26 protein-coding genes are annotated in these 26,959 nt (G+C 32.5%); 13 read left to right on the top strand and 13 right to left on the bottom strand.

The window, feature by feature from the left end; genetic code table 11:
• From ACFEL2_RS02835 to ACFEL2_RS02855, 5 genes are all read left to right on the top strand, one after another.
• Complete coding sequence (locus ACFEL2_RS02835; RefSeq protein WP_341752260.1) at window positions 1-903, top strand: branched-chain amino acid transaminase; 903 nt, start codon at window positions 1-3, stop codon at window positions 901-903.
• A gap of 25 nt (window positions 904-928) precedes the next feature.
• Entirely contained in the window at window positions 929-1,825 is an 897-nt protein-coding gene (gene dapA / locus ACFEL2_RS02840; RefSeq protein ID WP_341752259.1) for a 4-hydroxy-tetrahydrodipicolinate synthase, read from the top strand.
• Window positions 1,812-2,270 carry an SsrA-binding protein SmpB gene (gene smpB / locus ACFEL2_RS02845; RefSeq protein WP_341752258.1) on the top strand — a complete coding sequence of 153 codons (459 nt, stop codon included), beginning with the start codon at window positions 1,812-1,814 and terminating at the stop codon, window positions 2,268-2,270. Before dapA ends, smpB begins: the two co-directional genes overlap by 14 nt.
• A gap of 246 nt (window positions 2,271-2,516) precedes the next feature.
• Entirely contained in the window at window positions 2,517-3,431 is a 915-nt protein-coding gene (gene sppA, locus ACFEL2_RS02850) for a signal peptide peptidase SppA (protein ID WP_375332198.1), read from the top strand.
• 3 nt (window positions 3,432-3,434) lie between these two features.
• Complete coding sequence (locus ACFEL2_RS02855) at window positions 3,435-3,662, top strand: HU family DNA-binding protein (RefSeq protein WP_341761935.1); 228 nt, start codon at window positions 3,435-3,437, stop codon at window positions 3,660-3,662.
• A 46-nt stretch (window positions 3,663-3,708) separates the two neighbouring features.
• Here ACFEL2_RS02855 and ACFEL2_RS02860 read toward each other — a convergent pair whose 3' ends face one another.
• A complete protein-coding gene (locus tag ACFEL2_RS02860) occupies window positions 3,709-4,014 on the bottom strand; it encodes a hypothetical protein (protein ID WP_341755193.1) in 306 nt (101 codons plus the stop codon).
• A gap of 792 nt (window positions 4,015-4,806) precedes the next feature.
• Between ACFEL2_RS02860 and ACFEL2_RS02865 the strand changes: the two genes are divergently transcribed.
• Together ACFEL2_RS02865 and ACFEL2_RS02870 are read left to right on the top strand one after the other, a co-directional pair.
• Complete coding sequence (locus tag ACFEL2_RS02865; RefSeq protein WP_341752254.1) at window positions 4,807-6,063, top strand: hypothetical protein; 1,257 nt, start codon at window positions 4,807-4,809, stop codon at window positions 6,061-6,063.
• A gap of 203 nt (window positions 6,064-6,266) precedes the next feature.
• Window positions 6,267-6,893, top strand: coding sequence for a superoxide dismutase (locus ACFEL2_RS02870; protein WP_341755191.1), 627 nt, complete (start codon window positions 6,267-6,269; stop codon window positions 6,891-6,893).
• 322 nt (window positions 6,894-7,215) lie between these two features.
• Here the strand turns inward: ACFEL2_RS02870 and ACFEL2_RS02875 are convergent, their stop codons facing one another.
• Both ACFEL2_RS02875 and ACFEL2_RS02880 read right to left on the bottom strand, forming a co-directional pair.
• The gene (locus tag ACFEL2_RS02875) at window positions 7,216-7,752 is read right to left on the bottom strand and encodes an NUDIX hydrolase (protein ID WP_341752251.1); all 537 of its coding nucleotides are present in this window, start codon (window positions 7,750-7,752) and stop codon (window positions 7,216-7,218) included.
• Window positions 7,749-8,804 carry a mannose-1-phosphate guanylyltransferase gene (locus ACFEL2_RS02880; RefSeq protein WP_341755188.1) on the bottom strand — a complete coding sequence of 352 codons (1,056 nt, stop codon included), beginning with the start codon at window positions 8,802-8,804 and terminating at the stop codon, window positions 7,749-7,751. The genes ACFEL2_RS02875 and ACFEL2_RS02880 overlap by 4 nt, the downstream gene beginning before the upstream one ends.
• 90 nt (window positions 8,805-8,894) lie before the next feature.
• Here ACFEL2_RS02880 and ACFEL2_RS02885 point away from each other — a divergent pair, with 90 nt between their 5' ends.
• The 3 genes from ACFEL2_RS02885 to rpsD all read left to right on the top strand — a co-directional run bounded on the left by ACFEL2_RS02885 (window position 8,895) and on the right by rpsD (window position 11,831).
• Entirely contained in the window at window positions 8,895-9,665 is a 771-nt protein-coding gene (locus tag ACFEL2_RS02885; RefSeq protein WP_375332199.1) for a LicD family protein, read from the top strand.
• Window positions 9,666-9,673: 8 nt separating this feature from the next.
• Entirely contained in the window at window positions 9,674-10,963 is a 1,290-nt protein-coding gene (locus ACFEL2_RS02890) for a DNA recombination protein RmuC (protein ID WP_341752247.1), read from the top strand.
• Between the two features lie 250 nt (window positions 10,964-11,213).
• The gene (gene rpsD / locus ACFEL2_RS02895) at window positions 11,214-11,831 is read left to right on the top strand and encodes a 30S ribosomal protein S4 (RefSeq protein WP_341755185.1); all 618 of its coding nucleotides are present in this window, start codon (window positions 11,214-11,216) and stop codon (window positions 11,829-11,831) included.
• A 322-nt stretch (window positions 11,832-12,153) separates the two neighbouring features.
• On the opposite strand, the gene ACFEL2_RS02905 is transcribed toward rpsD, so the two are convergent.
• From ACFEL2_RS02905 to ACFEL2_RS02925, 5 genes are all read right to left on the bottom strand, one after another.
• Entirely contained in the window at window positions 12,154-12,909 is a 756-nt protein-coding gene (locus ACFEL2_RS02905) for a rhodanese-like domain-containing protein (protein ID WP_341752245.1), read from the bottom strand.
• Window positions 12,910-12,925: 16 nt separating this feature from the next.
• Window positions 12,926-14,482 (bottom strand): Do family serine endopeptidase, encoded by a 1,557-nt coding sequence (locus ACFEL2_RS02910; protein WP_375332367.1) that lies wholly within the window; start codon window positions 14,480-14,482, stop codon window positions 12,926-12,928.
• Window positions 14,483-14,527: 45 nt separating this feature from the next.
• Complete coding sequence (gene hflC / locus ACFEL2_RS02915) at window positions 14,528-15,385, bottom strand: protease modulator HflC (RefSeq protein ID WP_375332200.1); 858 nt, start codon at window positions 15,383-15,385, stop codon at window positions 14,528-14,530.
• Between the two features lie 6 nt (window positions 15,386-15,391).
• Window positions 15,392-16,459 carry an FtsH protease activity modulator HflK gene (gene hflK, locus ACFEL2_RS02920; RefSeq protein ID WP_341752242.1) on the bottom strand — a complete coding sequence of 356 codons (1,068 nt, stop codon included), beginning with the start codon at window positions 16,457-16,459 and terminating at the stop codon, window positions 15,392-15,394.
• Between the two features lie 648 nt (window positions 16,460-17,107).
• Window positions 17,108-17,755, bottom strand: coding sequence for an HD domain-containing protein (locus ACFEL2_RS02925; RefSeq protein WP_375332201.1), 648 nt, complete (start codon window positions 17,753-17,755; stop codon window positions 17,108-17,110).
• Window positions 17,756-17,936: 181 nt separating this feature from the next.
• Here ACFEL2_RS02925 and ACFEL2_RS02930 point away from each other — a divergent pair, with 181 nt between their 5' ends.
• Genes ACFEL2_RS02930 through ACFEL2_RS02940 form a run of 3 tightly spaced genes read left to right on the top strand, consistent with a single transcriptional unit; the run spans window position 17,937 to window position 21,374 of the window.
• Window positions 17,937-18,680 carry a class I SAM-dependent methyltransferase gene (locus tag ACFEL2_RS02930; RefSeq protein ID WP_375332202.1) on the top strand — a complete coding sequence of 248 codons (744 nt, stop codon included), beginning with the start codon at window positions 17,937-17,939 and terminating at the stop codon, window positions 18,678-18,680.
• Between the two features lie 60 nt (window positions 18,681-18,740).
• On the top strand, window positions 18,741-20,057 hold the full coding sequence (locus ACFEL2_RS02935; protein WP_375332203.1) for a hypothetical protein: 1,317 nt from the start codon (window positions 18,741-18,743) through the stop codon (window positions 20,055-20,057).
• A gap of 15 nt (window positions 20,058-20,072) precedes the next feature.
• Window positions 20,073-21,374, top strand: coding sequence for an NAD(P)-dependent oxidoreductase (locus ACFEL2_RS02940; protein WP_375332204.1), 1,302 nt, complete (start codon window positions 20,073-20,075; stop codon window positions 21,372-21,374).
• A 617-nt stretch (window positions 21,375-21,991) separates the two neighbouring features.
• Here the strand turns inward: ACFEL2_RS02940 and ACFEL2_RS02945 are convergent.
• The 5 genes from ACFEL2_RS02945 to rho form a co-directional block, all read right to left on the bottom strand.
• Window positions 21,992-22,147, bottom strand: coding sequence for a hypothetical protein (locus ACFEL2_RS02945; RefSeq protein ID WP_341752237.1), 156 nt, complete (start codon window positions 22,145-22,147; stop codon window positions 21,992-21,994).
• A gap of 265 nt (window positions 22,148-22,412) precedes the next feature.
• Window positions 22,413-23,357 (bottom strand): hypothetical protein, encoded by a 945-nt coding sequence (locus ACFEL2_RS02950; protein WP_341752236.1) that lies wholly within the window; start codon window positions 23,355-23,357, stop codon window positions 22,413-22,415.
• Between the two features lie 122 nt (window positions 23,358-23,479).
• Entirely contained in the window at window positions 23,480-24,232 is a 753-nt protein-coding gene (locus tag ACFEL2_RS02955) for a YaaA family protein (protein ID WP_342259971.1), read from the bottom strand.
• 22 nt (window positions 24,233-24,254) lie between these two features.
• On the bottom strand, window positions 24,255-25,202 hold the full coding sequence (gene mdh / locus ACFEL2_RS02960) for a malate dehydrogenase (RefSeq protein ID WP_341752235.1): 948 nt from the start codon (window positions 25,200-25,202) through the stop codon (window positions 24,255-24,257).
• 20 nt (window positions 25,203-25,222) lie between these two features.
• Window positions 25,223-26,575, bottom strand: a complete 1,353-nt coding sequence (rho, locus tag ACFEL2_RS02965) for a transcription termination factor Rho (protein ID WP_341755175.1) — start codon at window positions 26,573-26,575, stop codon at window positions 25,223-25,225.
• Window positions 26,576-26,959 lie beyond the last annotated feature (384 nt).

A 26,959-nucleotide genomic window follows, 5' to 3' on the forward strand; every position in this document is an offset into this window, starting at 1 on the left:
ATGACAATAATACAAGAAAATACATTAACTGAAAAGCCGTTTAAAAATCTTAATCAACTATCAGGTTATATTTGGATTAATGGTAGATTTATTGATTGGCAGGGGGCTAAGATACACGCTCTTACTCATAGTTTACATTATTCTGGTGGAGTTTTTGAAGGAGAAAAAGCCTATAATGGCAAAATCTTTAAATTAGAAGAACATACACAACGTTTGATAGAGTCGGCAAAAAGTTTAAGTATAGAGGTACCGTATAGTTTTGAAGATATTATAACAGCTCACCAGTTACTTATAACAAAGAATAATATTAAAGATGCGTATGTTCGTCCTTTAATTTGGTATGGTAGTGAATCTCTTAATCTGACTAATACGAATTTATCGGTTAATTTATTAATTGCTGCTGTTCCATCAACTCCTAGACCTTCTGATGATTTAAGTTTGCATATTGCACGTTGGCGGAAATGCCATCCAAACTCACTACCACCACAATGTAAATCATCAGGGCATTATAATATGATGATAGTATGCCAAAAAGAAGCTAAATTTATGGGTTATGATGATGCAATTTTATTAGATTGGCGGGGGTATGTTGCTGAATGCAGCACGTCAAATATCTTTTTTGTTAAAGATGAGCAATTATTCACCCCGATAGCCGATAGTTTCTTAAATGGTATAACGCGTCAAACAATTATTAAACTTGCTAATGATTTAAATATCAAGGTTATAGAAGAGTACATAACTATAGATAGGCTAATGGAGTTTAAAGAATGTTTTATGACTGGTACAGCTGTGGAAGTTAAGGGGATTAAATCGATTAACCTTGGTGATCAAAATATTACCTTTGAAGATAATAAAATTACTAATTTGTTAAAAAAAGAATATAAAGACTTAGTGCGTAAATAAATAGTGATATAATGGAACTGATGCGATGAACAATAATATATTTAAAGGGCTTATTACAGCCATTATAACCCCGTTTAAGGATAATAAATTAGATTTTGTTTCTTTGGAGAAAATACTTAACTATCAAATTGATAATAAAGTTGATGGAGTAGTGATTGCTGGTTCTACTGGTGAAGGTCCTAGCTTAAGTTTACAGGAATATCAATCTTTGTTAGAAATAGCTGTAGAAATTACTAAAAACCGTATCCAAATAATAGCAGGTTGTTCCGCTATTACTACCAGTATAGCCATAGATATGATAAAAATATGTACAAAAATTCCTGTTGATGGGCTTATGTGTAGTATTCCTTCTTACGTAAAACCCATGCAAGAAGGAATTTATTTACATTTTGAAGCTATACATAATGCTTCTATAGATAGGGCAAGTAATTTGCCCATAATGCTGTATTCAGTACCTAGTAGAACTGTGGTTGACTTTTCAGATGACACGATAGTTAGGCTCAGTAAACTACCACGTATTGTAGCTTTTAAAGATGCAGGTAATGATTTAGAACGTCCTTTGAGAATTAAGGCTGCTGTAAGCAAAGATTTTAATTTATTGTGTGGTAATGATGAATTAGCGTTATCTTATAATGTTCATTCGGGAGTAGGGTGCGTTTCTGTTGCATCTAATGTTACGCCTAGCTTGTGCAAGAAGTTACAGGATAATTGTCGTGATGGTAATTACCAAGAAGCTCTGCAAATTCAACAGCAATTATTGCCTATATATAAGGCATTATTTGCAGAATCCAATCCAATACCGGTAAAATATGCTGTGGCAAGATTAGGGTTATGTTCTAATGAGTTACGGCTTCCTTTAACTTCAGCTGGCAAAGTCACTGAGGAGAAAATAAATAAAGCTATGGACTATGTCGGAATATAAAAAAGTAATAGCTCAAAATAAGAAGGCATATTTCAATTACTTTATTGAAGAAAAAATTGAAGCTGGCATAATATTGACTGGTAGTGAAGTTAAATCGCTACGTCAAGGAAAAGCTAGTATAGAAGATAGTCATGCCGAAAATTCGGCAAACGAAGTGTTTTTGTATAATTGTCATATTGCGGAATATGAAAAAGCTAACAGGTTTAATCATTCGACTAGAAGAACCCGTAAGTTGCTTCTTAATTCTAGTGAAATAAAGAAAATAATTGGTAAAATTCGCCTAAAAGGCTACACTCTTGTTGCTCTTTCTTTATATTTCAATAAAAAAAATAAAGTAAAAGTTGAGTTAGGCATAGCAAAAGGTAAGAAATTACATGATAAAAGACAGTCTATTAAAGAACAAGATTGGAAAAGGGATCAAGGTCGGATTATGCGTGCGAAGTAGGATAAAAATAATTTTTATGCCACACTCCTACAGCACCTTGACTTCTTATAGTCTAAAGCACCCATTATATACTGCTCGTAAATGAAGAGTTGGTAGACGAAGGTCAACTTCAAGAAGAGCTAGGAGTGTCAAAGTCGAGCAGCGGAGCGTACATTAGTACGTGAGCAGCGGAGATCTTTAGACACGACAACGCCAATTCTTGAAGTTCACCGAATATACTTCCATATAAACAAATAGGTAAAGTGAATGACCATAACTCCTGACTACATAATTGAAAGAAAACAAAATAAATTAAAATTAAGGCTGTGGAAGTTAGCAACAATTTTAATGTTTATAGTTTTAATTGTTGTGATGATTAAGAAATTTAATTTGCCAAGTTCTGAATATGTAACTACTAATAGTAACTATATAGCTGCAGTTTCAATAGAAGATATAATTTTTGAGGATACAAAACGTGATAAAAGATTGGAGAAAATCATTGATGATGATAAGATTAATGCTCTAATTGTTAATGTTAATTCTCCTGGTGGAACTGTGGTTGGATCAGAGAAAATTTACAATATACTCAGAAAAATATCAGCAAAAAAACCGGTAGTGATTGTTATGGGTACATTGGCAGCGAGTGGAGGATATTTGATATCATTAGGAGGGGATTACATAATTAGTCATAATGGAACGATTACTGGTTCAATTGGTGTGATTTTCCAAACTCTAGAAGTAACAGATTTAGCAAAGACACTAGGTATTACCTTCAATAATTTTAAATCTGGGGAATTAAAAGCTGCTCCTAATCCTACTGAGAAAGTTACAGAAGCTGTTCGTCAAGCTATAATGTCTAATGTACAGGATACTTATGATTATTTTATTGAACTCGTTGCTTTAAGAAGGGGATTAGCAATTGAAGAAGTTAAAAAAATAGCTGATGGTCGGATATATTCTGGTCGCCAAGCTTTGAAACTAAAACTTGTTGATGCTGTGGGTTCTGAGGATGATGCGATTAAATGGTTACAGGAAGTCAAAAAAATTGATAAAGATTTGAAGGTAAAAGAATTTAAAATAAAACCGAAATCAAAACTTCTTGAAATTATTATGGAGGATTTTGATAGTGTTCTACCAAATTTTCTTAAAAATAAATTTCAAGGGATAAAGGCAATTTTTTAATTTATGGCAAGAAAGTCTGATTTAGTGGATAAAATATCTAAGGAACTTAATTATCTTTCTAAGGAAGATATAAAAGATTCTATAGATTTGGTATTTGATTATTTACAGTCTAGCCTCGCTGAGCAAAATCGTATTGAAATTAGAGGCTTCGGTAGCTTCTCAATTAGGGAGCGGAAATTTCCCAATAGTGAGCGGTCATATAAAACTGTCTATTATCGTGGACATCGCTAGGCTTTTGGAAAAGGGAGGGAATAATTCTTATCCCGAATTCGCGTTCTCATGTTATACTATTAGCCAAAGCCAACTTCCTAGCCTCTGCTGATTTACCAGTATAAACTATATTTTGGTAATTAAGTTTGATAGCGGTAAATAAAGCTGCGTGATCGTTTCCTACATTAACAATAATTTTTACGATTTGGGGAAATTCTTCAATTAGTTTTTTAAAAATATAATCCCACACTAGCATACCGTAATATCTCGTGCTACCACTTTTGTTAGTTAAAATAACCGGCTCATGGAATTTGGATAAGAACTCTCGTGCATCGCTTAAGTTTTCTATTGTGTAAGTTATTGGATTTGGCATATTTTTTGACTTTTTACTTACTCAAATTAGACTCTTATATCTTAAAAACATGTTATAAGTAGTTATAAGAGGGTGACTTGATAGGTTCTAGACAGAAATAGTTGTTCACAGAATAAGTACCCTCTTACAAGGTTTGCTTTGAACAAATTGCAGAAGGTGCTTGAAATATAGTAGCCTTGCACAATAAGAAGAAGGAGATTATATCATGAATAAAATAATAGGTCTAGATGTAAGTAGAAAATGCCTTGATATAGAAGTAGGGTTAGTTTCATAATTATTATCAGTTACTTCTTTGCTCATTTGCTTACTCTTCCAACAAACTGCTACATAACATATTGATTTTCAGTATTTTCTGCTGTTAAAGTAAATCCTAATTCTTTTGCACGTTTTTCAAGAGCCTGTACTAATTTGCTCTTGTATTTTTGTTCATAATTGCTCATACCAGCCGATTACGGTGGACCTACCACCATGTTAAGTACAGCACCACTCCTCACTTCTACAGTGACTCGTACTCTTGGTACACCGAAGATAAGTCGCCGCTTGCAGCGACTCCTCGCAATGACGGTTTAAGGCTTACAACAGCACTTCGCTAATAGACGATTTTAACTTTCAACAGTTGTGGCTAGCAGGGGGGTGACATCGAAAGGGAATCAATGCTTCAGCCCTAAGGGAATTATACTGATAATTTATTACATCGCAATTTGTGTTTTTTTGCTTAGAGTCCTTGACTTCATTAAATTAATAACGTTATATTGTATATTTAAGAAATATTAATCAAGTAGGAGTAGTTGTATGACAAGTGGTAAAGAAAACTTAAGGTTTGCCAATGAATCTGTGAATAAGCTAGCTGAGGCTGCAATAGCAGCCTATGTTAGCTTACCACCATCTTCTCCTGATAAGAAAAATTTAGAAGATGTTGCTGAGATTATAACTAGTACGATAAATGTTGCGGATGGAAGTAACTTACAGAAAAATCTAGAAGCGTTAACCAAAAAGGTTGAAAACAGTAAAAATCGTTCCCCAATTGTTATTAAAGCAAGGGAATGGACTCGTTCTCTTATTAAGTTTTTAAAATTTCCATTTAGCAAACAACATAAAGAAGAGTTAAAACAAGTAGAATCAGATTTTATTAAAGAGCTTGAACTTATAAAAAGTTACTATAATGCTATTTCCCCTGTGCAAGAACAAATATCTACAAGCATTCCAGTAAAAGAAACCGGGGTTTTGCCCCCATCTTTGGTAGAAACTCAGCAGAAACCTCATATAACGACGGCTACCACAGCACCGGTAGTAGTACATGAAACTGCACACTTTACTATCTCAGTGCAGGCAACAGTTACTCCTCCTAACGATCCAGTTACGCCACCACCAGCACCACCGCCACCACCTCCTCCGCCTTCACCTCTTCATTCTAATGTAGTGCTGCAACAGATATCTCAAGCTGATTTGTTGGCGGCTATAACAAAAGGTAACTTTAAGTTAAACAAAGTAGAAGACCGAACATTAAATGAATTACCTGCAGACCAAGCAGATGATCCCTTTATGAATGAGTTGCAGGAAAAGTTGGTAGCACGTCGAGGATTTGTTGAGGGGCAAGGCAATAAGAAGGTATCTCCAACATATGCTAAAGATGCTGCTGAATTTGAAAGGCTGCGAAGAGAAGAAGAAGCACGCCAAAAAAGACAAGAGGAGATAGAGGCTCCAAGGATAGCAGCAGCACTAAAGGAAGAGGCAGAAAAGAAGGCAGCAGCTGAAAAGATACTATCTCCTCCTAATGCTCAATCTAAGCTTGGAGAAATTCCACCACCACCACCTCCTCCGCCTAGTACAAACTCGCTACCTAATATTAGAAAATTAGAAACAGCTGTAGAAGTATCTCCAACAACCAATCCGCAGACTGAGCAAAAGAGACCGGGGTTTGTTGTTGGCTCAGCAGATATCACAAATGCACTAGCAGGGTTGAGAAAAGCAGTTACTTCTTCTCAAAAAGAAACAGAAGCACCTACACCGAATTTGGGGGTAAAAAAAACAGATACACATACTAGGTAACCGACAAAACAGTGCAATCCAGCTCAATAGTCTTCGATGTCATTCCTAGCTAAAAGTGGGAATTCAAAAAATAGCCTGCAAAAGTTATATAGTTATGATATACTAAACCTCAATTTCGGATTAATTTTATTAATCCAAAATTGGAATGACAACGAGAGTGCTTAATAAAAAAGTAAGTATTTTATACTAAAATTGAGGAAATTATGATATATTGCAAACAATCTAACCAAACATCTTATCCTTTTGTCTTACCGGAATTACCTTATGGTAAAAGTGATTTTGTTCCGCATTTTTCCCCTGAAACTTTTGACTACCACCATGGGAAACACCACCAAACATATGTAACTAACCTGAATAATCTTTTACAAGATAATCAGGAATTGCAGAAAAAAAGTTTGGAAGAATTAATAATTTCTACAAGCATAAAACCAACTGAAGCAGCCATATTTAATAATGCAGCACAAATATGGAATCATACTTTCTTTTGGCATTCTATTAAGCCTTCAGGTGGAAGAAAGCCTACTGGTAAGATATTGGAACAGATAAATAAAGATTTTGGCAGTTATGAGAATTTTGCTACTGAATTTAAGCAAGCAGCAGTAAGTCAATTTGGTAGCGGCTGGGCGTGGTTAGTCTCTAATAATGGGAAATTACAAATAGTAAAAACTAGTAATGGTGAAACTCCTATTACTAAATCTATGAAACCTCTGCTTACCTGTGATGTTTGGGAGCATGCATACTATATAGATTATCGTAATAAGCGTCTAGACTATGTCTCAGTTTATATAGAACATATGATTAATTGGCAATTTGCTGAGAGTCATCTTTGAAACTTAATTTTAGAAAAAATACAATCAATAATTAAGGTAATTAGTTATGAAAAGAAAGCATACTGATTAGAAAAATCATTAGTAAATGTAAAGGAATATCAAGACCTTTGTTCCTATGCAGATTCACAACACTACAGCGAACTAGAAAAGCATGATAAGAGATATCTTAAAACAGCACTTCGCTAATAGACGATTTTTTAACTTTCAACATTTGTGGGGTGATGTTGCCCCTACCGCCATTATGTCATCCAAGCGAAAGCTGGGATACTATCGTCTACCGACTCTTGAAATCATAGCAGCATATATTTACGAAGCAAATTCTTCAAAGCATAAGAGTGTACTTTTTTATCATCCTTTCTACTGAATTATCTAGCACAAGTTCTTGATAATTAGAAGCAAATTCTATCCATCGTAATTCGTTTGATTCAGAATTTTTTACAAAATAGTCGTTGCAAACGGTTTTTAATAAAAATCTCACATCATAATGATAATGTTCTTGGTCTATAGAATTACTAGGAATTAGATGAACATCTATATCATAAATCTGTCTAGAAATCGGCTCAATCTCTAAAATACCCGATTCCTCCTGTGCCTCTTTAATTGCTACAGCCAAAATGTTATTATTACCATCACAATGTCCTCCTGGTTGCAACCATTTATCCAACTTACGATGATGCATCAGTAAGAACTTTGTTTTATCAGAATTAAGCAAGAATCCTGAAGCGGTAAAATGTCCTTCTTTTGTCTCCCTACTAAATGGATTTTTACAATTATCTAGAAAGTCCAACATCCTTTCTTTATATTTATATTCTTCTTGAAAATTGCTGACATAGTTTTTTATACTCTCACGTAAGTTCATAATACTTCTTTTCGTCCCATCTCTGTCATTTCCATTACAAGCTGCTTTATTTTCTCAACTCTTGATTTATTTACGATCAATAAAGCATCCTCAGTATTAATAATTATTATATTATCAACTCCTATTACAGCAGTAAGCTTATTATTAGAACTAATATATGAATTTGTACTATCAATGTTTATAACATCGCCTTCGCAGTAATTATTCGTTATATCTTCTTTTTGTATTTGCCATAAAGAATGCCAATTGCCAATATCATTCCAACTAAAATTGGCTTCTATCATAATCATTTGACTAATATTTTCGATTATAGCATAGTCTAAAGAAATTGGGGTAATATATAGGTATGGTTCTAAAGCAAGTGTTATATTATTATGATCTTTGGTTGCAAAATAATATGCATCATACACATGTTTAAAGAGTTCTTTTTGCCATAATTTAGCCTGCTCTAAAATAAAATCTATATTAAAAATAAAAATTCCTGAATTCCAAAAATATTTGCCATTTGCTAGATAATTTTGTGCTTGTTGAAGAGTAGGTTTTTCTACAAATTGTTGAGTGTTGTAAGTTCTATCTGCTAATAACTTATTTATTTTAATATAACCATATTCGGTATTTGCAAAACTAGGCTTAATCCCAATAGTACAAATACCAAATTTTGCGACATAATTCAAAGATTCATTAATAGTAATTAGGTACTTATCAATATCATGTATATAATGATCAGAAGGCAGTAGTATGACCGTATCATAACCATTATTCTTTGCTTGAATAGCTGATATAATTGCACATGAAGCTGTATTTTTAGGCATAGGTTCTATTATTAAGTCTGCTTCAATATTTAGCTCTCTAAGTTGCTCTTTTGCTATTAATTCATATTCCTTAGCAATTATTAAAGTTGGTTTGCCTAAAGTTCTGTTTGTAATCAAAGTTTTTTGTATTAAACTCAAATTCTTAAATATTTTTATAAATTGTTTTGGTTGCATCTGTCGTGATAATGGCCATAATCTAGTTCCTAGACCACCAGCCATAATTACTGGTTTTACTTTCATATATCATTAATTATATAATTATCTAACTAAAGCAACTTATAGTATATAATATAAAAGAAGTCCACTAAAAATAAATAGGAGAAATAATATATGCACAAACCCCTTAAGAAAAATAATTTTTTCTTTAAAATAGTTGGAATAATTATAATTATTTATGGTTTATATCAAGGTTATGTAGAGTTTTATGATCACCAATGGAGGTATGTTACTCCTACCGACCAACAAGTACAGAAATATACAATTAGTGCAGAACACGCCCTACACTTATATCAATTAATGAAAGATACTCATGAAATATTAACTAAGCATAACATAAATTATTGGATTACAAGCGGTACACTTATTGGAGCGGTAAGACATCAAGGTATTATACCTTTTGATGATGACCTAGATATTGGCATAATGCATGCTGATGAAATAAAATTACAAGATATATTACCGGATTTTACAGAATTAGGTTACAAAGTTCGCCATCAATACTTTTATACAATATGCGATAAGAGATGTGTAGATATCTTTATCTTCCGACAAAAAGGCAACAAATTTTTATATAGTAATTTAAAAACATTAGATAGATTTCCTAATGATTTCTTTTATGTTAATGAATTATTTCCACTAAGAAAATATCAATTTGGTGAGATTGAAGTTTATGGCCCTAATGAATTTAAAGGGAATTTAGATAGAGCTTATCCGGAATGGGACAAATATGCTGTAATTCAACAACCACATAATTTCCATGTTACCCTTTCACCTATTGAAAAAAAGACTAAATTTACTTTAACTCCGAAATTATTAAAGCCAGCTATGCCAACTGGTCCTTTAGAAGACCGGGTGATTCCGAAATTACTAACTAAAGAGTAAATTTATCAATGAGTTATATTTCATTATTGCTTACTACCGGACTTGTTGTTTTATTTAGCTTGTTCGTTTGGTTTTATCATAAGACAACCAAGCTCAATGCAGAATTAGGCTTTCTATCAAATAACTATTTAGAAGCAAATAAGCAGAATCAAATTTTGCAGCAAGAAAAAATTTCTTATATCCAAAAAATTGAGCAATTATCTAGTAAAGTAGACTATCAGAATCAATTGATAGCTGAAGCAGATAAAGCAAGGCAGGAGTCATATGCATCGGCAAAAAATGCTTTATTTGATCTTGGTAATGAGCTGTCTAAACAATTAATTGAAATTCATAGACGGGAAAATCAAGAAGCAAGGGAATTATCAGAAAAAAATATTTCGGGAGCAACAAGCAAATTTAATAACGAGTTTGAACGTTTAATAAACATGGTTGGGTCATTAAGTAGGGATATCGAACAATCTAAAGGAACAGTAGACATTATTAAACAATCTCTTCTTTCTCCATCTGGAGCTGGATTACTTGCTGAAATTACTCTTGAGAACATTCTAAAATCATCAGGTCTACGTTCTAATTTAGACTTTATCATACAATATTCTGTGACAACTACCGATAATTTAAAACTTAGACCAGATGCCTTAGTTTTCTTACCTTCTGGTAACTTAATGGTTATAGATGCAAAAGCTTCAAAGTTTTTAGTAGATTTAGGGCAAGATAGTTCTAATCTTAGTAAAACTATGAATAATCATTTAAAGTCCTTAAATAGTAAAGATTACGCGGAAAATATTTTAGCTAGTTTCCAAGATAAAAAGGAACATTTTGCTAATATAGTTACTTTGATGTTTGTCCCTACTGAACAGGCAATTGAAAAAATTCTGATTGCAGATAATAATTTTTTATACAAGGCCTGGGAAAGCAATATTTTCCCAGTTGGTCCAGCAGGACTTATGAATATGCTATCATTTGCTAAATTCCAAATTTCAGATTATAGACGGTCAGAAAATCACAAATTAATTATAGAAGAGGTAAGAAAATTATTGACCTCTATTGCTTCGTTAGCGGAGCATTCGCAGAAACTTGGCAATAATATTCAGCATATAGTCAATAATTATGATAAATTTGCCGCTTCTTTTAATCGACATTTTTTATCTAAGGCTAGGAATATTCAAAAATTAGGCATAGATATTGGTAACAAAACAATCCAGCATCCTATAGAGCGTTATCAGCTTGTTTCATCAAAATCTGAAATTATTGATGCCCAGTTACTCGAATCATCCGATAAAATCAAGGAATTAGAATAGACCTCTTGCATAATTTGCTTATCATAATTTCAAAAAATGAGGAATTGACTTTAATTGTTAAAATATATATACTTAAAATATATATACTCAAATGATTTGAAGAATTGGATTTGAAAATGAATGGTGAGCAAGCGGAACGTACATATAGTACGTGAGCATGCGAATCCATGATATTTTCAAAGCAGGAGAGTATACTTAAATTAACGTCATAATGACGTCAGTATGATATCAAAATTATGAGACATAGAGCGTGACAAAAATTATTAATTCTAAATATAAGGCTAGCAGAAGACTTGGTGTGAGCCTGTGGGGCGATAGTAAAGATGCCTTCAATACAAGAAATTATCGTCCTGGTCAACATGGTCAGAATAGTATGGTTAAAACTTCTGATTATGGTCTACATTTGAAGGCTAAACAAAAACTTAAATGCCATTATGGTAGAATTAACGAGAAGCAATTTAGAAATACTTTTACTCTCGCACAAAAAATGAAAGGCAATACGGGTGAAAATTTTATAGCCCTATTGGAAAGAAGGCTTGACGCTGTTATATACAGAATGAATATTGCACCAACGATTTTTGCTGCAAGACAATTTGTTACCCATGGTCACATTAAAGTGAATGGTAAAAAGGTTAATATCCCAAGTATAAGACTAAAAGAAGGAGATGTCATCGAGCTAAAGGAATCAGCAAAACAAATCCCTGTAATACTCGAGACAGCTAGCAAACAAGGAAACATTGTACCAAGCTATTTAACTTTTGATTCCAATTCATTGTCTGGTCAGTTTGTCAGAATCCCAGTAATTTCTGATGTTCCGTACCCATTTGAACCAGAAGTACATTTAGTAGTTGAACTCTATTCAAGATAATTAAGAGACTAAATATCATCCCTGCTTCGGTGCAGCTTACTCGTCATGTTATCTCACCCCTGTGTAAACAGGGGGTTATGATATTTAACACATCCTTCTAGGCTATTTTTTTTTAGATATCAGCCTATGTTGGGATGACAATTCATATTAAAATCTGATCTTGCCTATAATAGCTTATTAGATATCTTTCGAAACTCGCTTATGCTGAAGAATTTAAAGAAGCCACGAAACCTCGACCTGCAGCGTACTCAAATGTGTGTGAGGAGCAGAGTACCGGGAGCATGAATAAATTACCAACAGAAGTAGAGTTTGCCAAAGATATCTATTGATCACCACGTTCCAACCAATGTCCTTCAGCTGGTGACAAGTCACTTGCCACAGCTCTTCTGTCGTCAAATACAAAACATTCTCCTTGCCATAACCTATTACGATTATGGGTCACTTCTAAATATTGTAAAATACCGCCTTTAAGATGGTACACATCATTAAAACCCAGTTTCTTCAAATAGGCTGTTGATTTCTCGCATCTAATCCCACCAGTACAAAACATTGCTACTTTTTTTCCAGCAAGTAATTCTTTATTCTGCTCTACCCATTTGGGAAATTGCTTAAACGTTTCTGTCTTCGGATCTATAGCCCCTTTAAAAGTACCTACACAAACTTCATAGTCATTTCTAGTGTCTACTAATACCACATTATTTTGGCTAATAAACTTGTCCCAGTCCTTTGGTTCAATATACTCTCCTTTAAGATTTGCAATATCAAGATCCCCAACTGTCATAGCAATAATTTCTTTTTTCAGCTTTACTTTTAATTTTTGAAAGGGATGGATATCACAATAATTTATTTTAATATTTACATCTTTCGCAGATGTAAGTTTTATAATTTCATCTACTAAAAAATTTACATCTTCTTTTGTCCCAGAAATTGAACCATTAAATCCTTCTAGAGCTAAAAGAATAGTACCCCTAATTCTTCTTTTTTTACCAATAAGTAAAATCTTTGGCAGCAAAATCTCAAGGTTTTCTAGGTTAGTAAAACTATAAAAACTTAATACTGCTATTTTATCATTATCCATACTGACTTCATTACTACTAATTTTCAGATTTGGTAACTGGCAAGGCTATAAACATAGAAACACCCCGTCTCTGTACCAACAAGATTATATTTTGCTTTTTAATAGATTGGGCATTGTCATACAATACATTTAATTGATCTATAGAAGCTATAGGTTGTTGATTGCTCGCTATTACTAAATCACCAATTTTAAAACCATAATTTTTTCCATTTTTTGCGATATCAGTTACAATAATGCCCTCAACTTTACTTTTAATAGCAAATTTTCGTTTAAGGTTATCTGTTAAATTACTAAAAGTAACATTATTTTTTACAACAGAAAATTTATTATCAGAAGTTTTATCGCTTACCTTGTCGTTTACTTTTTTAGGCTCTATATCCTCTTCACTACTAATCTTGCCACTTAATTCTTGATTTTTGCCATTTCGTACAACGATAATTTTTACCTCTTGATCGACGGTAGTTTCAGCAACCATTATCTGCAGCCTTCTAGAATTTTTTACCGGTTGTCCAGCAAATTCTATTATTACATCCCCAGGTTTTATACCAAATTTATCAGCTGGACCATCTTTTTGTACTTCCACTACTAACGCTCCCGAAGCTTCTTTTAACTCAAACCCTTCAGCTATTTCATTAGTTACTTCTTGAATTACTACCCCAAGCCTACCGCGATTAATTTTTCCATTTTGCCTTAGCTGGTCAATAATTGATTTAGCAGTATTAGATGGAATAGCAAATCCAATACCAATACTAGTCCCAGAAGGTGAAAATATTGCTGTATTGACTCCTATAACTTCACCATTAATATTGAACATTGGACCACCGGAATTACCATTATTAATAGCCGCATCAGTCTGTATAAAATCATCTACTATACCGTTAGTGTTATCAATATCACGTCCCTTTGAAGATATAATACCAGCAGTTACTGTTCCTCCAAGTCTACCAAAAGGATTACCAATAGCAATAACCTGATCTCCTACCCTAGCTTTACTGGAATCACCGAATTTTACAAAAGGCAAAGGAGTTTCGATCTCAATTTTTAAAAGAGCAAGATCAGTTTTTTTGTCACTACCTACCAATTTGGCTGATAGCTCCCTATTATCCGTTAATTTTATGTGAATCTCATCTGCATTTGCAACTACATGATGGTTGGTAACAATAAAACCTGTAGGATCTATAATAAAACCAGAGCCAAGGGGAACAGATTTAGGATTTGAATACATCTCATCAAAATCAAAAGGTAGATTAAAACGCTCCAAAAGTTCATTAAAATGATCGAATGGAAAACGCTCAAAAGATTTTTTATGAGAATCCTCTAATTTTTGGTTATATTGTACTGTATACACATTTACCACAGCTGGAATAAGTGGCTCAACAATGTCTGCAAAACTATAATTATGGGATTCAGGTATCTTTATTGGCACTGACTGTAAATTATTAGATTCCTCAGGAGTAATTTTGCTTGGCTGGATATTTTCAGCAAAAACAGAAGATGCCAACCACATAGTCATCAGAAAAGTGACAATTAAATACCTTAGTAAATTGTTAAACTTACAAATATTTTGGACCATATCATCTACCCAATTACTAATCATTTTCACTCTCTCAATGTCATTCTATTTACCCAAATTTAGATATTTAAATAGCTCTGCTTCCGGAGACAACACAAAATAAGTATCATCTTTCTTCAAAGTATTTTTATATACTTCCAAGGATCTATAAAATTTATAGAATTCTGGATCAACAGAATAAGCAAGATTATATATCTTAGCTGCCTCCATGTCACCATCACCTTTTATGATTTGAGATTGCATATAAGCTTCAGCAAGTAATATTTTACTTTCTTTGTCAGCTCTTGATCTTATACGAGCCCCTTCTTCTTGTCCTTCAGCTCTTATTTGGGTAGCTTCTTTTTCACGAGCAGTTTGCATGCGACGATAAATTGCTGCACTATTCTCTTTCGGTAAATCAGCTCTTAAGATTCTAACGTCAATTACATCAAGCCCAAAATTCTTTGCTTCCTCATTAACCTGATTTAAGATATTTGACATTATGTCAGACCTTGCACTTGTAAGAAGACTAGTCAAAGGTAATCTACCTATAACCTTTCTCATTGAAGATTCTAGGTTTTTATTAAGTCTAATTTTAACACCTTGGTAGTTATGTACAGTTTTGTAAAACATCACAGGATCAACAATACGAAATTTGGCAAAAGCATCTACGATTACCCTTTTCCCATCAGAAGCAGTTAGCTCTTTTGCTTCCGCCTCTACATTTAAGATACGTTTATCAAAAAATTCAACATTTTGAATAAATGGAATCTTTATATTTAATCCTGGACTTTCAATGGTTCTCATTGCTTCACCAAATTGAAATACCACAGCGGAATGGCGTTGATCAACAGTAAATAAAGCACTGGTAACTGATAATAATAATCCGAAAACTACGAAACTTATATAATAAATTGTCTTCATCCAGCACTACTCCTTAATTTTATTTTGCTGAATTGCCATATGCGGCAAAACGCCATTAGTACCCATAATAACTTTGCTGGTATCCATTAGAATATTTTCTATAGCTTCTAAGTAAAGGCGATCCTTAGTTATTGACTTATTAGCAACATATTGTGTATATACAGCAGCAAACCTTTTGCTGTCTCCTTCAGCTCTTGAGATAACCTCTTGTCTGTAACCTTCTGCTTCTTGGACAATTTTAGCTGCCTGCCCTCTAGCTTTAGGTAAAATATCATTATTATAGGATTGTGCTTGATTTATCTCACGTTCTTTATCGGCTTTAGAAGTTTGTACATCCCTATAAGCATCAATTACTTCAGCTGGCGGCTCAGCTTTTAGTAACTGCACTTTCTCAATACCAACACCAGCATTATAATGATCAAGGATTTTCTGTGTTAAAGCTTCAATCTTATTAGTGATTTCTTGTTTTTGGTCTGATAATATCGAAGAGATAGGAGTATTGCCTATAACTTCTCTTATAGCACTTTCAGCAGCAGTTTTTACAGAATCTTCTGGATTAACAATATTAAAAATATATTTTTCTAAATCAGTAATATGCCACATTATATCACAATTTAGTGCAACAATATTCTCATCGCCAGTAAGCATAGTACTTTCAGCAGCCACAGCTTTGGTGTTGTCCACATTAGACCTAAGGCTACTTGTTGATCTATAGCCGATCTCAATTCTACGAGACTGGTTTACCTTCTCAACTACTACCTGTTCAAACGGTAATGGAAGGTGATAATTCAAACCAGGGAATCCTTTACGAACAAACTTACCAAACCTCATTACTGCAGCTTCTTCTCCTTCCTTAACTTCATAAACTCCGGAGGCAAACCAAACAGCAACTAACGACAACAAAACTAACACCATTATGTTATTGTTGAAGCCAAACTTATTATAGAAATCATTAAGGTTAAACTTATTTTTTTTCCTTGGCCTAGTAAATATATTATATTCACTTTTTTCTTCCTCTTCAGAATCTCCCCAAGGGGATTTTCTTAGAACCTGAGTATATATTCGATTAAACATTTTCTACTATTGCTTTTTGTTAATTTGTATATTATATCACTAAATATAGTTAGCACTAATATCTTATAAAAGAAATTTAGTATATAATTATATCTTGTATATCTAACCGCGTCAAGGCTCGTTACTAAAAAATCAACACCTGTATTATAACATTTCTAGCATCTGAGGCTTATGAAAATATAGAAGTACTAGAACTACATGGACCTACTACTAGATTAATGCTAAAATTACTCCTGAATCTGAATTCGATGTAACTTGTTACATCGAATTCAGGTTAGTATAGGTATAGTCAATTGATGAGAAGTTGGTGACGTCGTCACTCGTCGCTCGCCTATTACATGTCGCTCCATCGCTCCTAGCACCAAATCCTCCTGAATTGACTATATTTGTAAACTTTCAACAGTTGTGCACCGGAGCGTACAACTAGTCATATCTTTACCCACATCTTTTTAAATAGGTTATACATATCAGGTTTTAATATCAAAGATGTATTTTTAAAGCCTAATAAGTATGCCGCTTTTAAAAGATGTGGGTAAAGATATGACAACTAGTACGTGAGGAGCGGAGATCATGAAATACGATGATGTGATGATTAGTTTTCGGAAATGGTATTAGATGGTTAATTTTTATTAGAGGGTCAAACACTGTTTATAATTTATAGTTACGACTTAATAGGTATTTTAAAGATATATTAATTAATTCGTTTGCTATATCATTCATATTAAGATGCATAGCAAGTGGTACAAAATAACATAAAGTTTCATTAACTGTTTTATCAATTTTTTCAGAGGATTTTGCGTAAAGAGTTCTCATATTATGCAAACGATCAAAAATTTTAATAATCAATATATCTGACTTTCCTTGAATAAATAAAGAATTAATCATTTCCACGACACTAATCTTTTTTTCTAGTTTTATTCTAGTTAAGTCTTGAACTTGATTAGCAACTTTACTACCAAAGATAATATTAATCGTTTCTTCAGTTATATTTGTATCTTCAAGGCAGTCATGAAGTAATGAGGTAACTATCATGTCTGTTCTAAAAAATCGTGGACGTGTTTGAGCCGTGTAAGTAGCAACCATGTAAGCTACCTCTATTGGATGTGAGTAATATGGTTCTCCTGATTGTCTTTTTTGGTCAGCATGATATTTCCTAGCATAATATATTGCTTTCTTAATTTCAATAATATCCACCTTGTCTTCAATATGTTTATTTAATATTAAAAGCTGGTTTAACAATCTTTTTGAGTATTGACACATTTTGAATTTTATTTGCCAATAATTCTGATCTCTCATAAAGTCTCGTATTTTTATAATAAATATAAAGAAACCATATATAAACACACTTGGTAAGACTGAAAATAGGGGGCAAAAATAGCATGCTAAAATTATGCTATTATAATTTAGTGCTTTTTAATTTTAATTCTTATGTTAAAATAATAAAAAGCAGTTCCTCTAATTGTTCAATGGTAAAATTATGAATAACTGGAAATTAAAAACTATTACTGATTCTTATAGAGAAACTAAGGAATTTAGATTTAATAATTATATTATTAACCCACACGTAAAAAATATTATAGGAAATGTAAGAGACAAGACTTTATTGGAGATAGGTTGTGGATTTGGTAGATATTTAGAAATTTTCTATGCTGATAATCCACTGAAATTAGTAGGGTGCGACATTTCTCCTTATCAAATAGAGCTATGTAAAGAAAATATCAAAAATAGTAATATTGAGTTACATGTGTTAGATTTTTCTGATGTTGAAAGTTCTGCAATTTTAGGACAACATGAATATGATATTGTATATAATATCTTTGTGATTTTATATATAGACGCTTTAAGTAAATTAGAAATGTTTATCAAAAATTGTTATGAATGCTTAAAACAAGGAGGAAAAGTTGTAATATGCACTTTAGATATTATAAGTGCATATTCTTATCCAGAGGTTTTTGATATATTAAAATTTCCCACGAAGTTTTTGAAAGATGAGTACACGGATGGTTGCCCCATAGAAATTAGTATTACAAATGATTGTGTTGTAACGTGCTATCATATGGATTTTGATACTATAAAGAGATTAATGGAAAAATTGGGCTTCAAGAATGTGAGGAAACATAACTTGTTTTTAAAAGAAAATGCTTTACAGAGCTTTACAGAACAAGAATTTAACCTTATAAAAGAATCTAATATACTCTTATTAATAGAGGCAGAGAAATAAATATAATAGACTCACCAATTTTAATCACTTTAAGTTTATTTAATTATACGAGAATTTGGTATGGAAGAAGACTTGAATTTTAGTATTGAAGAAGTAAAATGGTCTGAAGTTAAGGATGAAGTGTATAAGGTTAATCCTGAATTGACAGAAAAATGTGATAATGTTAATCAATGTGGAGGATATTCTTTATTCAAAATAAAATATCCTTATGGAGCATATATTGTTAATAGGGGGGAGTTTCATCTACCAACTAAAGACGGCAAACTAATTTCTATAAATGACTCAAGAATTCCAGAATTTCTAAAAAAGAAGTTGGGATATGGTCATATTCCCTTATCCTTAATTCTTAATAGTTTGAGCGAAGTATTTGTTCAGATACAAAATAGAATTGTTTCCCTTAATGTTCTTTTGACAGGTGAACTTTTTGGTCTATTTGAATTAATGCATATGTTAAACCAAACATCTTCATTAGATATGCCTATTTGGAATGTGTCAGCTGGAGCTCGCTCTACTGTCATGATTCCAAGTATTTCTGATACAGTGGGTCATAATAGGATTAAAAAGAAATTAGGGGCTGATATCTATGCTCCCTATGGTTTGTCAGATCATTGGCAGACATTTGTAGATATTAATAAGTATTTTCATAATTCAAATTGGAATAATAGCATTTTAGTATTTTCTAATGAGTGGTTTCTTCAACCAAATGATCTTGGATATAGTGGTTTTTATAATTATCTAGTTACTCAATGTTGGAAACAATTTCAATTGTTAGAAGATTTTACAGATTTTAGTTTATTATGGTCATTTTTTACTCATGCAATTAATCTACGTAATTTAAAACCACGATCATATCTAATAGACACTGTTAGACATGTAATTTTGATTTCTAAAGGTTCTGCTGTAGCATTTAAGCCATCTACGGATGATACAGGTTTGCCAATGAGTTTAATACAGCAAATATATGTAAATGATTATAATCTAAAAGATTATATACCAAATATTATGCAACCAGCAAAATTTACTAAAAATAGTAAAGTCTATTATTCTCTTAGCTTTCCTACTCTATTTAATAGCTCTCCTTATTGTAGAAATCCTCCGAGTATAATTGAAGATCAAAGAGAGATTAAAAGATTATTAGATATTTTAATAAATACTATTCACCAAATTGAGAATCATAGTGCCAACTCCCTTAAAAACATAAAATTTGAGTTATTTCATTCTGGAAACGATCCATTTGGTCAGATATTATCTAGTAAAATTATATCTGAAGATGATGCTAGGTTTTTAGAGTATAATAGTAATGGTAAGGAAGCAAGAGTATTTTGCTCCTCATCTAGTTTTTTTAATGGTTGTATTGCTATCTGTAATAATGAGTAATTTTTTGAGTTTATTATGAGTAATTTAAATACACCCATATTAGAAACTCTACAAAGTATAATAGATAAATTAAAAGGATGTAAGTATCTTAATTTAAAAAATGTTACCTTTGTTTGTGTACAACATTTGTTATTTACAACAATAGATTTAATAAAATCTCTTATCAGATTAGGTGCTAAGCCGAATAATATTCATATAATGGGTAAAATATACTCAAATTGTCCTATAGTAATTGCCCAACTTATAGAAATGGGAGTAAATTACTACCCTAGTTCCCAACCGCAACAATTTGGCTATTTTAACTATTATTTTAATACAGATATAGCTAATATGTGGGCTAATGTTGCTACTACCATAATAAATGTAAAATCTGACACTATTATCATACTAGATGATGGTAGTAAATGTACAACAACTATTCCAAAGTTACTAAGTGATAATTACAAGGTCTTTGCTGTAGAGCAGACATCATCAGGGGTTGTTCATATTATTAAAAACAATTATACCACGTTACCTTTTATTAACGTTGCTTATTCTGCTGCAAAGCAAATATTAGAGTCTCCAATGATTGCTCAGACCGTCATACGAAAACTTGATAAAATTTTGCCTTTACAATCTCGTACTCTTGTATGTGGAGTAGTAGGTTTTGGAGCTATAGGGAGAGCTATTGCACAAAAATTATTATCTTTAAATCATAAAGTAATAATATATGATAGATCTGACAGTAAGTATAATCTTATGAAGCAGATTAAAACTACAAATAATATTCTATCTTTATTTCAAAAATCTGAGTATATTTTTGGTTGTACAGGAGAAGATATTACTTTATCTCTTGACGTCAATAAAATACGAGGAACAAAGAATCTAATTAGTTGCTCATCACAAGATATAGAATTTCAGTCATTACTGCATATTATTCAAGATAATTCTTCTATTAATACCTCTAACGTATTGGATAATATCGAATATTCTACAGATAGTGCAACGTTCAATATTTTTAGAGGAGGATACCCTGTAAATTTGGATAATTCTGGAGAATCTGTGCCAGCCAATGATATACAACTTACTCGAGGATTATTACTTGGTGGAATCGTGCAAGCAGTATTTCATTTAGTTCAAGAGGTTAATCACAAGCCACAACAATATATGTTACATCCTAAAATACAAAAATCAATAGTGAAAGAATTAGTATATAATCAAAAGTACAAATTTTCTAATGATTTAGTAGTTATGAATTTTTTGGATGAAGAATGGATTAAAAATAACTCTAGCGGAGAATATGTAAGTAATGATATTATCTCACGATATTTTCTATAAACCTAAATTTCCGATTAAGAGTAGATAAAAAGTTGATGGAAATGAGGTTTAGTTTTTCCACCCGCCGCATGATAATCCACTTCTATAGCATAATTTTTGCTCATATTTATCTCGAAGATGAGGAGCGAAGCCTATAGATAATAGGCGAGCGACGACGTCACCAAATTCTCCTGAATTGACTATACCAATGTCAATCTTGGCTTTGTGGTTAGTAAAGTTAAGATAAGTACTGTCTTGTATCACTAGCAATAAATTATCATTATTGTTGTTATTTCTATCAGTAGTTTGCTAAAATACGACTCTATTAAATAATCATTGTTAACTTTGCTATTAACAAATCATAAGATTGTCTTTGATCTTGTGGATTATCAAAAAGATTCTTAATACAGATTACGCGAATTCGGGATAAGAATTTGTCAATTCTTATCCCAAATTCGGTAAAATTATTGAAACAATCAGATTTGAGACGGCTCTGCATCTGATTGTTAAATTAATATTTTGCTAAAAACATGACATGTTTTTAGCTTTAGAAAGGTTTAAAATGCATTTGCAAAACCGCTTTAAGAATGCATTTTTCCTTATATTAAAGCCAATTCGGGATAAGAATTAGTTAATTCTTATCCCGAATTGGGGTAGATTGTAAATTTTGCCATTAGAGCTGTAAAAATCTTTAAAGCTTTTGATTTAAGACGTTGATCTTTTAAAACTAAACTTTCAAATTCTGATTCAAAAAATAACTTATTACTTCCTTCTCCTAGTCCCAAACTATCCAATTGCTTACCTCAAATCTTAAAAAATAAAATTTAATATTATCTTATTTCTTTTTAATCCTTGCAATTAAAACTTAAGGCTAACTGTTAGATTTGGTTTCGGCTCGGATGTTTCGTTGTCTACGCTTTACTACTGTCGTTACCTTCAGCTGCACAAGACTCGCTATATGGTGGAGCTATCTACTCCTTCCATAATAGGATTTTCATCCGTAAGATTAATGCACCTTATCTTGACGCACACACAATCAATTGGACAGAGCCTAGAGCCTTAATAATTCACATTTTTCCAGTCGGAGCGTTTAGTTTCTCCGGTTTTATAAAAAGAAGTTACTTCTTTTATAAAATGTTCAAAATCCGGATTTTCTTTAACGAGCCTATTAGCCATATTCCAATCAATCTCTAATCTTTCTTTAGCAGGAATTAGTATTCGACCTTTTTCGGATTCGTTTATGTTTAATAAAATGAATCCTATACCGTGCCTAGCAGAAAGAATTTCCAGTTCACGAGAAGTGTTACTATCCTTGCTTTCTACTAGAGAGAAAGCTACTAAATATCCATAGTGAGCCCATGACGAATTTGATAATGCTTGAAAAAAAGATTCTCGTACATTGGAGTGATTAATTGTTACTTTCACCTCAAAAGACCAAAGTTTAGCTTTTATATCCGCATATTGTTTGACGCAATCTTTGATCGGCTCTGCCCAACCTTTCGTCATAGCCTCCATTCCCACTAGGTCGGGATATAACCATTTATTAGCATTAGTACCACTACGATTTGAAGAACGTTTATCATTAATAGTCATGTTATAAATACTAAGCTCATCCCAAAGAAATTCTGAAAGCTTTAGATACACCTCTTTTTCTTTTATGTTTGACCATTTTTCATCTTCTTCTATCTCCGCTTGATCAGTTTTTTTAGTAAAATAATATTTGCGCGGACACTCTTGTGTTATTTTAATACCAGGCTCTTGTTTTTGTATGGCTTCATTACGTTCTTTAGTCATTTCTCCACTAAAGAGTACTATAATAATTTGAGCTATTTTTGCTGGATCAGTTACATTGAGTATTGATTTGCATTTACTGTTCTCCGCTTTTCTCTTGACTTCCTCAGGATAAGTTTTTACTAGCCATGCAGCTATTTCTCTAGAAGTAAATTTCCGACCTTCATTGGCTTTAAGGAAACCAATAATTGCTCTGTTACGGTTAAATTGCATAGATACTACTATTTTATAAACTACTAATAAATAATAATCAGAATAGTAAAGAATTTAAATATAACTAATATATAATTCCAAGTTATTATCTTTAAATTTAAATGTAGTTGTAATATTACAACTTATTCATTTTTCACAAATACCCAATCTTTATCGGAAGACTCAGTTTCACTATAATAATAGTTTTGTTTAGAGAACTGTTTTAATTTTTCAGGTACGTCTATAAGATTTTCTGCAATAAAGTTAAGCATGCTGCCCCTAGCTTTTTTGGAGTTTATAGCTATTATTTGTAATTTGTTATTTCTTTTTTCTTTAAAATATATATTAATTATTGGATATTTAAGATCATTTTGATTTATGGCGGAGGAATATTCATTAGAGGCTAGGTTGATTAGATATTTATTTTGGTGAGTTGCTAATATTTGATTTAGATAATTGGTAATATCAATTTGCCAAAAACTGGATAATTTTTCTAAATTTGGCAATTTTGTTGACATTTCTAGCCTATAGGGTTTTATTTTATCTAAAACTCTTAGTGGTCCATATAAACCTGATATAATTAACGTGTGTCCTTGCAAGAAATCCCATTGCTCTTTAGAGAAACTGCGTCTATCAATATTATCATAAACATCCCCATCATAGGCAAATATCGCTTGCTTTTGAGGATGGTTATCGAAATCTTGAAATCTATGATAATTAAGCTCAGCCAGTTTATCACTAATCCCCATTAATTGCCTGATCTGATTTTGTGATAGGCTTTTACATATCTGTAAGAGATACTGCATTTTAGTAAGGAAATGCGGCTGCGTACATGGTAAATCCGGTATTTCCGAGATAAAATCTTGAGTCTTAGCTGGTGAAATTATACTTAGCATATCTGTAGTTTAGACAAGAAATTTACAATTTAACTGATTCAATCAACTTCCTAACTCCATCTACTGATTTGTTAAATAAATTTTGTTCTTCATCATTTAATTTTATTTCTACTATTCTTTCCACGCCATTTTTACCGATAATAACCGGCACACCGACATACATATTTTTTACTCCGTATTCTCCTTGAAGATAAGCAGCACAACTTAATATTTTACGTTTATCTTTTAGATAACTCTCTAACATTTCAATAGCAGAAGTTGCCGGAGCGTAATAGGCAGAACCATTTTTAAGTAGTGAAACAATTTCTCCACCACCATTTTTTGTGCGATCTATTATCGCATTAATACGTTCTTTCGTCGACCACCCCATTTCTACTAAATCTAAAACTGGTATGCCGTTAATTGTCGAATATCTAACCAAAGGAACCATTGAGTCACCATGACCTCCAAGTACAAAACTACTAACATTTTCTACGGAAACATTAAATTCATTGGCTAAGAAAAAATTAAATCTTGATGAGTCAAGTACCCCAGCCATACCAACTACCATATTGCTAGCTAGTCCACTTTCCTTTAACATTACGTAAACCATAGCGTCAAGTGGATTGGTTATAACAATGACAAAAGCGTTCGGTGCATATTGCTTAATGTTGCTAGCCACAGTTTTTATAACAGTAGTATTAACATTAATTAAATCATCACGACTCATTCCAGGTGAACGTGGTACTCCAGCTGTAACAATTATAGCATCTGAACCTTCTATGTCTTTATAATTGTTAGTACCTTTAGCAATTATATCTGATCCAGTAATTGCTCCAGCTTGTGATATATCTAAAGTCTTACCCTGCGAAGGACCTTCAGATAAATCAAACATAACTATATCAGCAAGTTCTCTAAGACTGATCAAATGTGCAAGTGTTCCGCCAATCTTTCCCCCACCAATTAAAGCAATTTTTGTTCTTTTAGCCATACTTCCTCCTGAAAAGCATTTTATGAATTCATTGAATCAAAAAATTCTGTATTAGTTTTAGTGTTTTTAAGTTTATCAATTAAAAATTCTGCTGCATCGATAGTTCCCATTGGGTTAATGATTCTACGAAGAACCCACATTTTGGTTAAAATGGCTTTATCAACCAATAGCTCCTCTTTACGTGTACCAGATTTAGTAATATCAATCGCAGGGTAAACACGCTTATCAGCTATTTTACGATCGAGGACTATTTCAGAATTACCAGTACCTTTAAATTCTTCAAAGATTACCTCGTCCATACGAGAACCGGTTTCAATTAAAGCAGTTCCTATTATAGTCAATGAACCACCACTTTCGATATTTCTTGCCGCTCCAAAGAATCTTTTTGGACGTTGCAGAGCATTTGCATCAACTCCCCCAGTAAGAACCTTACCAGACGAGGGTACAACAGTGTTATAAGCTCTTGCAAGTCTTGTTATTGCGTCAACCAATATTACTACATCTCTTTTATGCTCGACCAACCTTTTAGCTTTCTCAATAACCATTTCAGCAAGCTGAACGTGTCTAATAGCGGGTTCATCAAAAGTTGAGCTAACTACTTCACCACGCACTGAACGTTGCATATCAGTAACTTCTTCTGGGCGTTCATCAATTAACAAAACAATTAAAAATACTTCGGGGTTATTGGTGGTAATAGCATGAGCTATATTTTGCAATAGAACAGTTTTTCCCGTTCTTGGTGGAGCAACAATCAACGCACGTTGTCCTTTACCCATAGGAGCAACCAATTCAATTATTCTTGTACTAAAATCCTTACTATTATCTTCTAGCTCTAGGGATAATTTTTCTTCAGGATAAAGTGGTGTTAAATTATCGAAATGTACTCTATGATATGCCTTAGAAGGGTCTTCAAAATTAACTTTGTTTACTTTTAACAAGGCAAAATAACGTTCTCCTGGTTTTGGAGCTCTAATTTGCCCTTCTACCGTGTCCCCTGTACGTAGTCCAAAACGACGAATCTGACTTGGGGAAATATAAATATCATCAGGACCGGCTAAGTAATTTACTTCTAGAGATCTAAGGAAGCCAAACCCATCAGGTAAAATTTCAAGTACGCCTTCTCCTGAAATCAAATCACCCTGCTCAACAGATTTCTTGAGTATAGCAAAGACTAGCTCTTGTTTTAGCAAAGCACTAGAATTTTCAATATTAAGATTTTCTGCTTGTATTTGCAATTCTTCAGGTGACTTACGTTTTAATTGTTTAAGATTGATGATAACAATACCATCTTTATTAGGATTATCATACTTAGTATTATTATTATAATAAATATCAGGTGATTCCTTATTGTTAGTAACTGTATTTTGGGTCATACCTATTTTTTTTAGATTAGTTAAGATCAAACTTTTCTAGAAACTTTATTCTTTCTAAGTCATTTTGTTGTTAGAATTAATCGAAGGAATTCTCATGTACACCAGTACTACTTACGATTTTTTGATTAATTTTTTAGTAAAAATTCCTTTCATAGCTAGTTTTGAAATAGGTCTATTGCTTTAAAAACTGGGAGAATCACGAAACCTACGAAAGTCAAGTTACTTAAAGATTAAGGTTAGACTACTACTCGAATGATTAGACTTCTTGCATAATTCTACTTTTGTTGGTAATTTATTCATCGTGCCTAGGCTCGAATCCGTAACGGAATTTGAGTGTGCTGCAAGTCGAGATTTCGTGGCTTCCTTAAATCCTTGCACATAAGT

The sequence above is a fragment of the Candidatus Tisiphia endosymbiont of Temnostethus pusillus genome (assembly GCF_964264675.1).
In the GTDB taxonomy this organism is placed as follows: Bacteria; Pseudomonadota; Alphaproteobacteria; order Rickettsiales; family Rickettsiaceae; genus Tisiphia.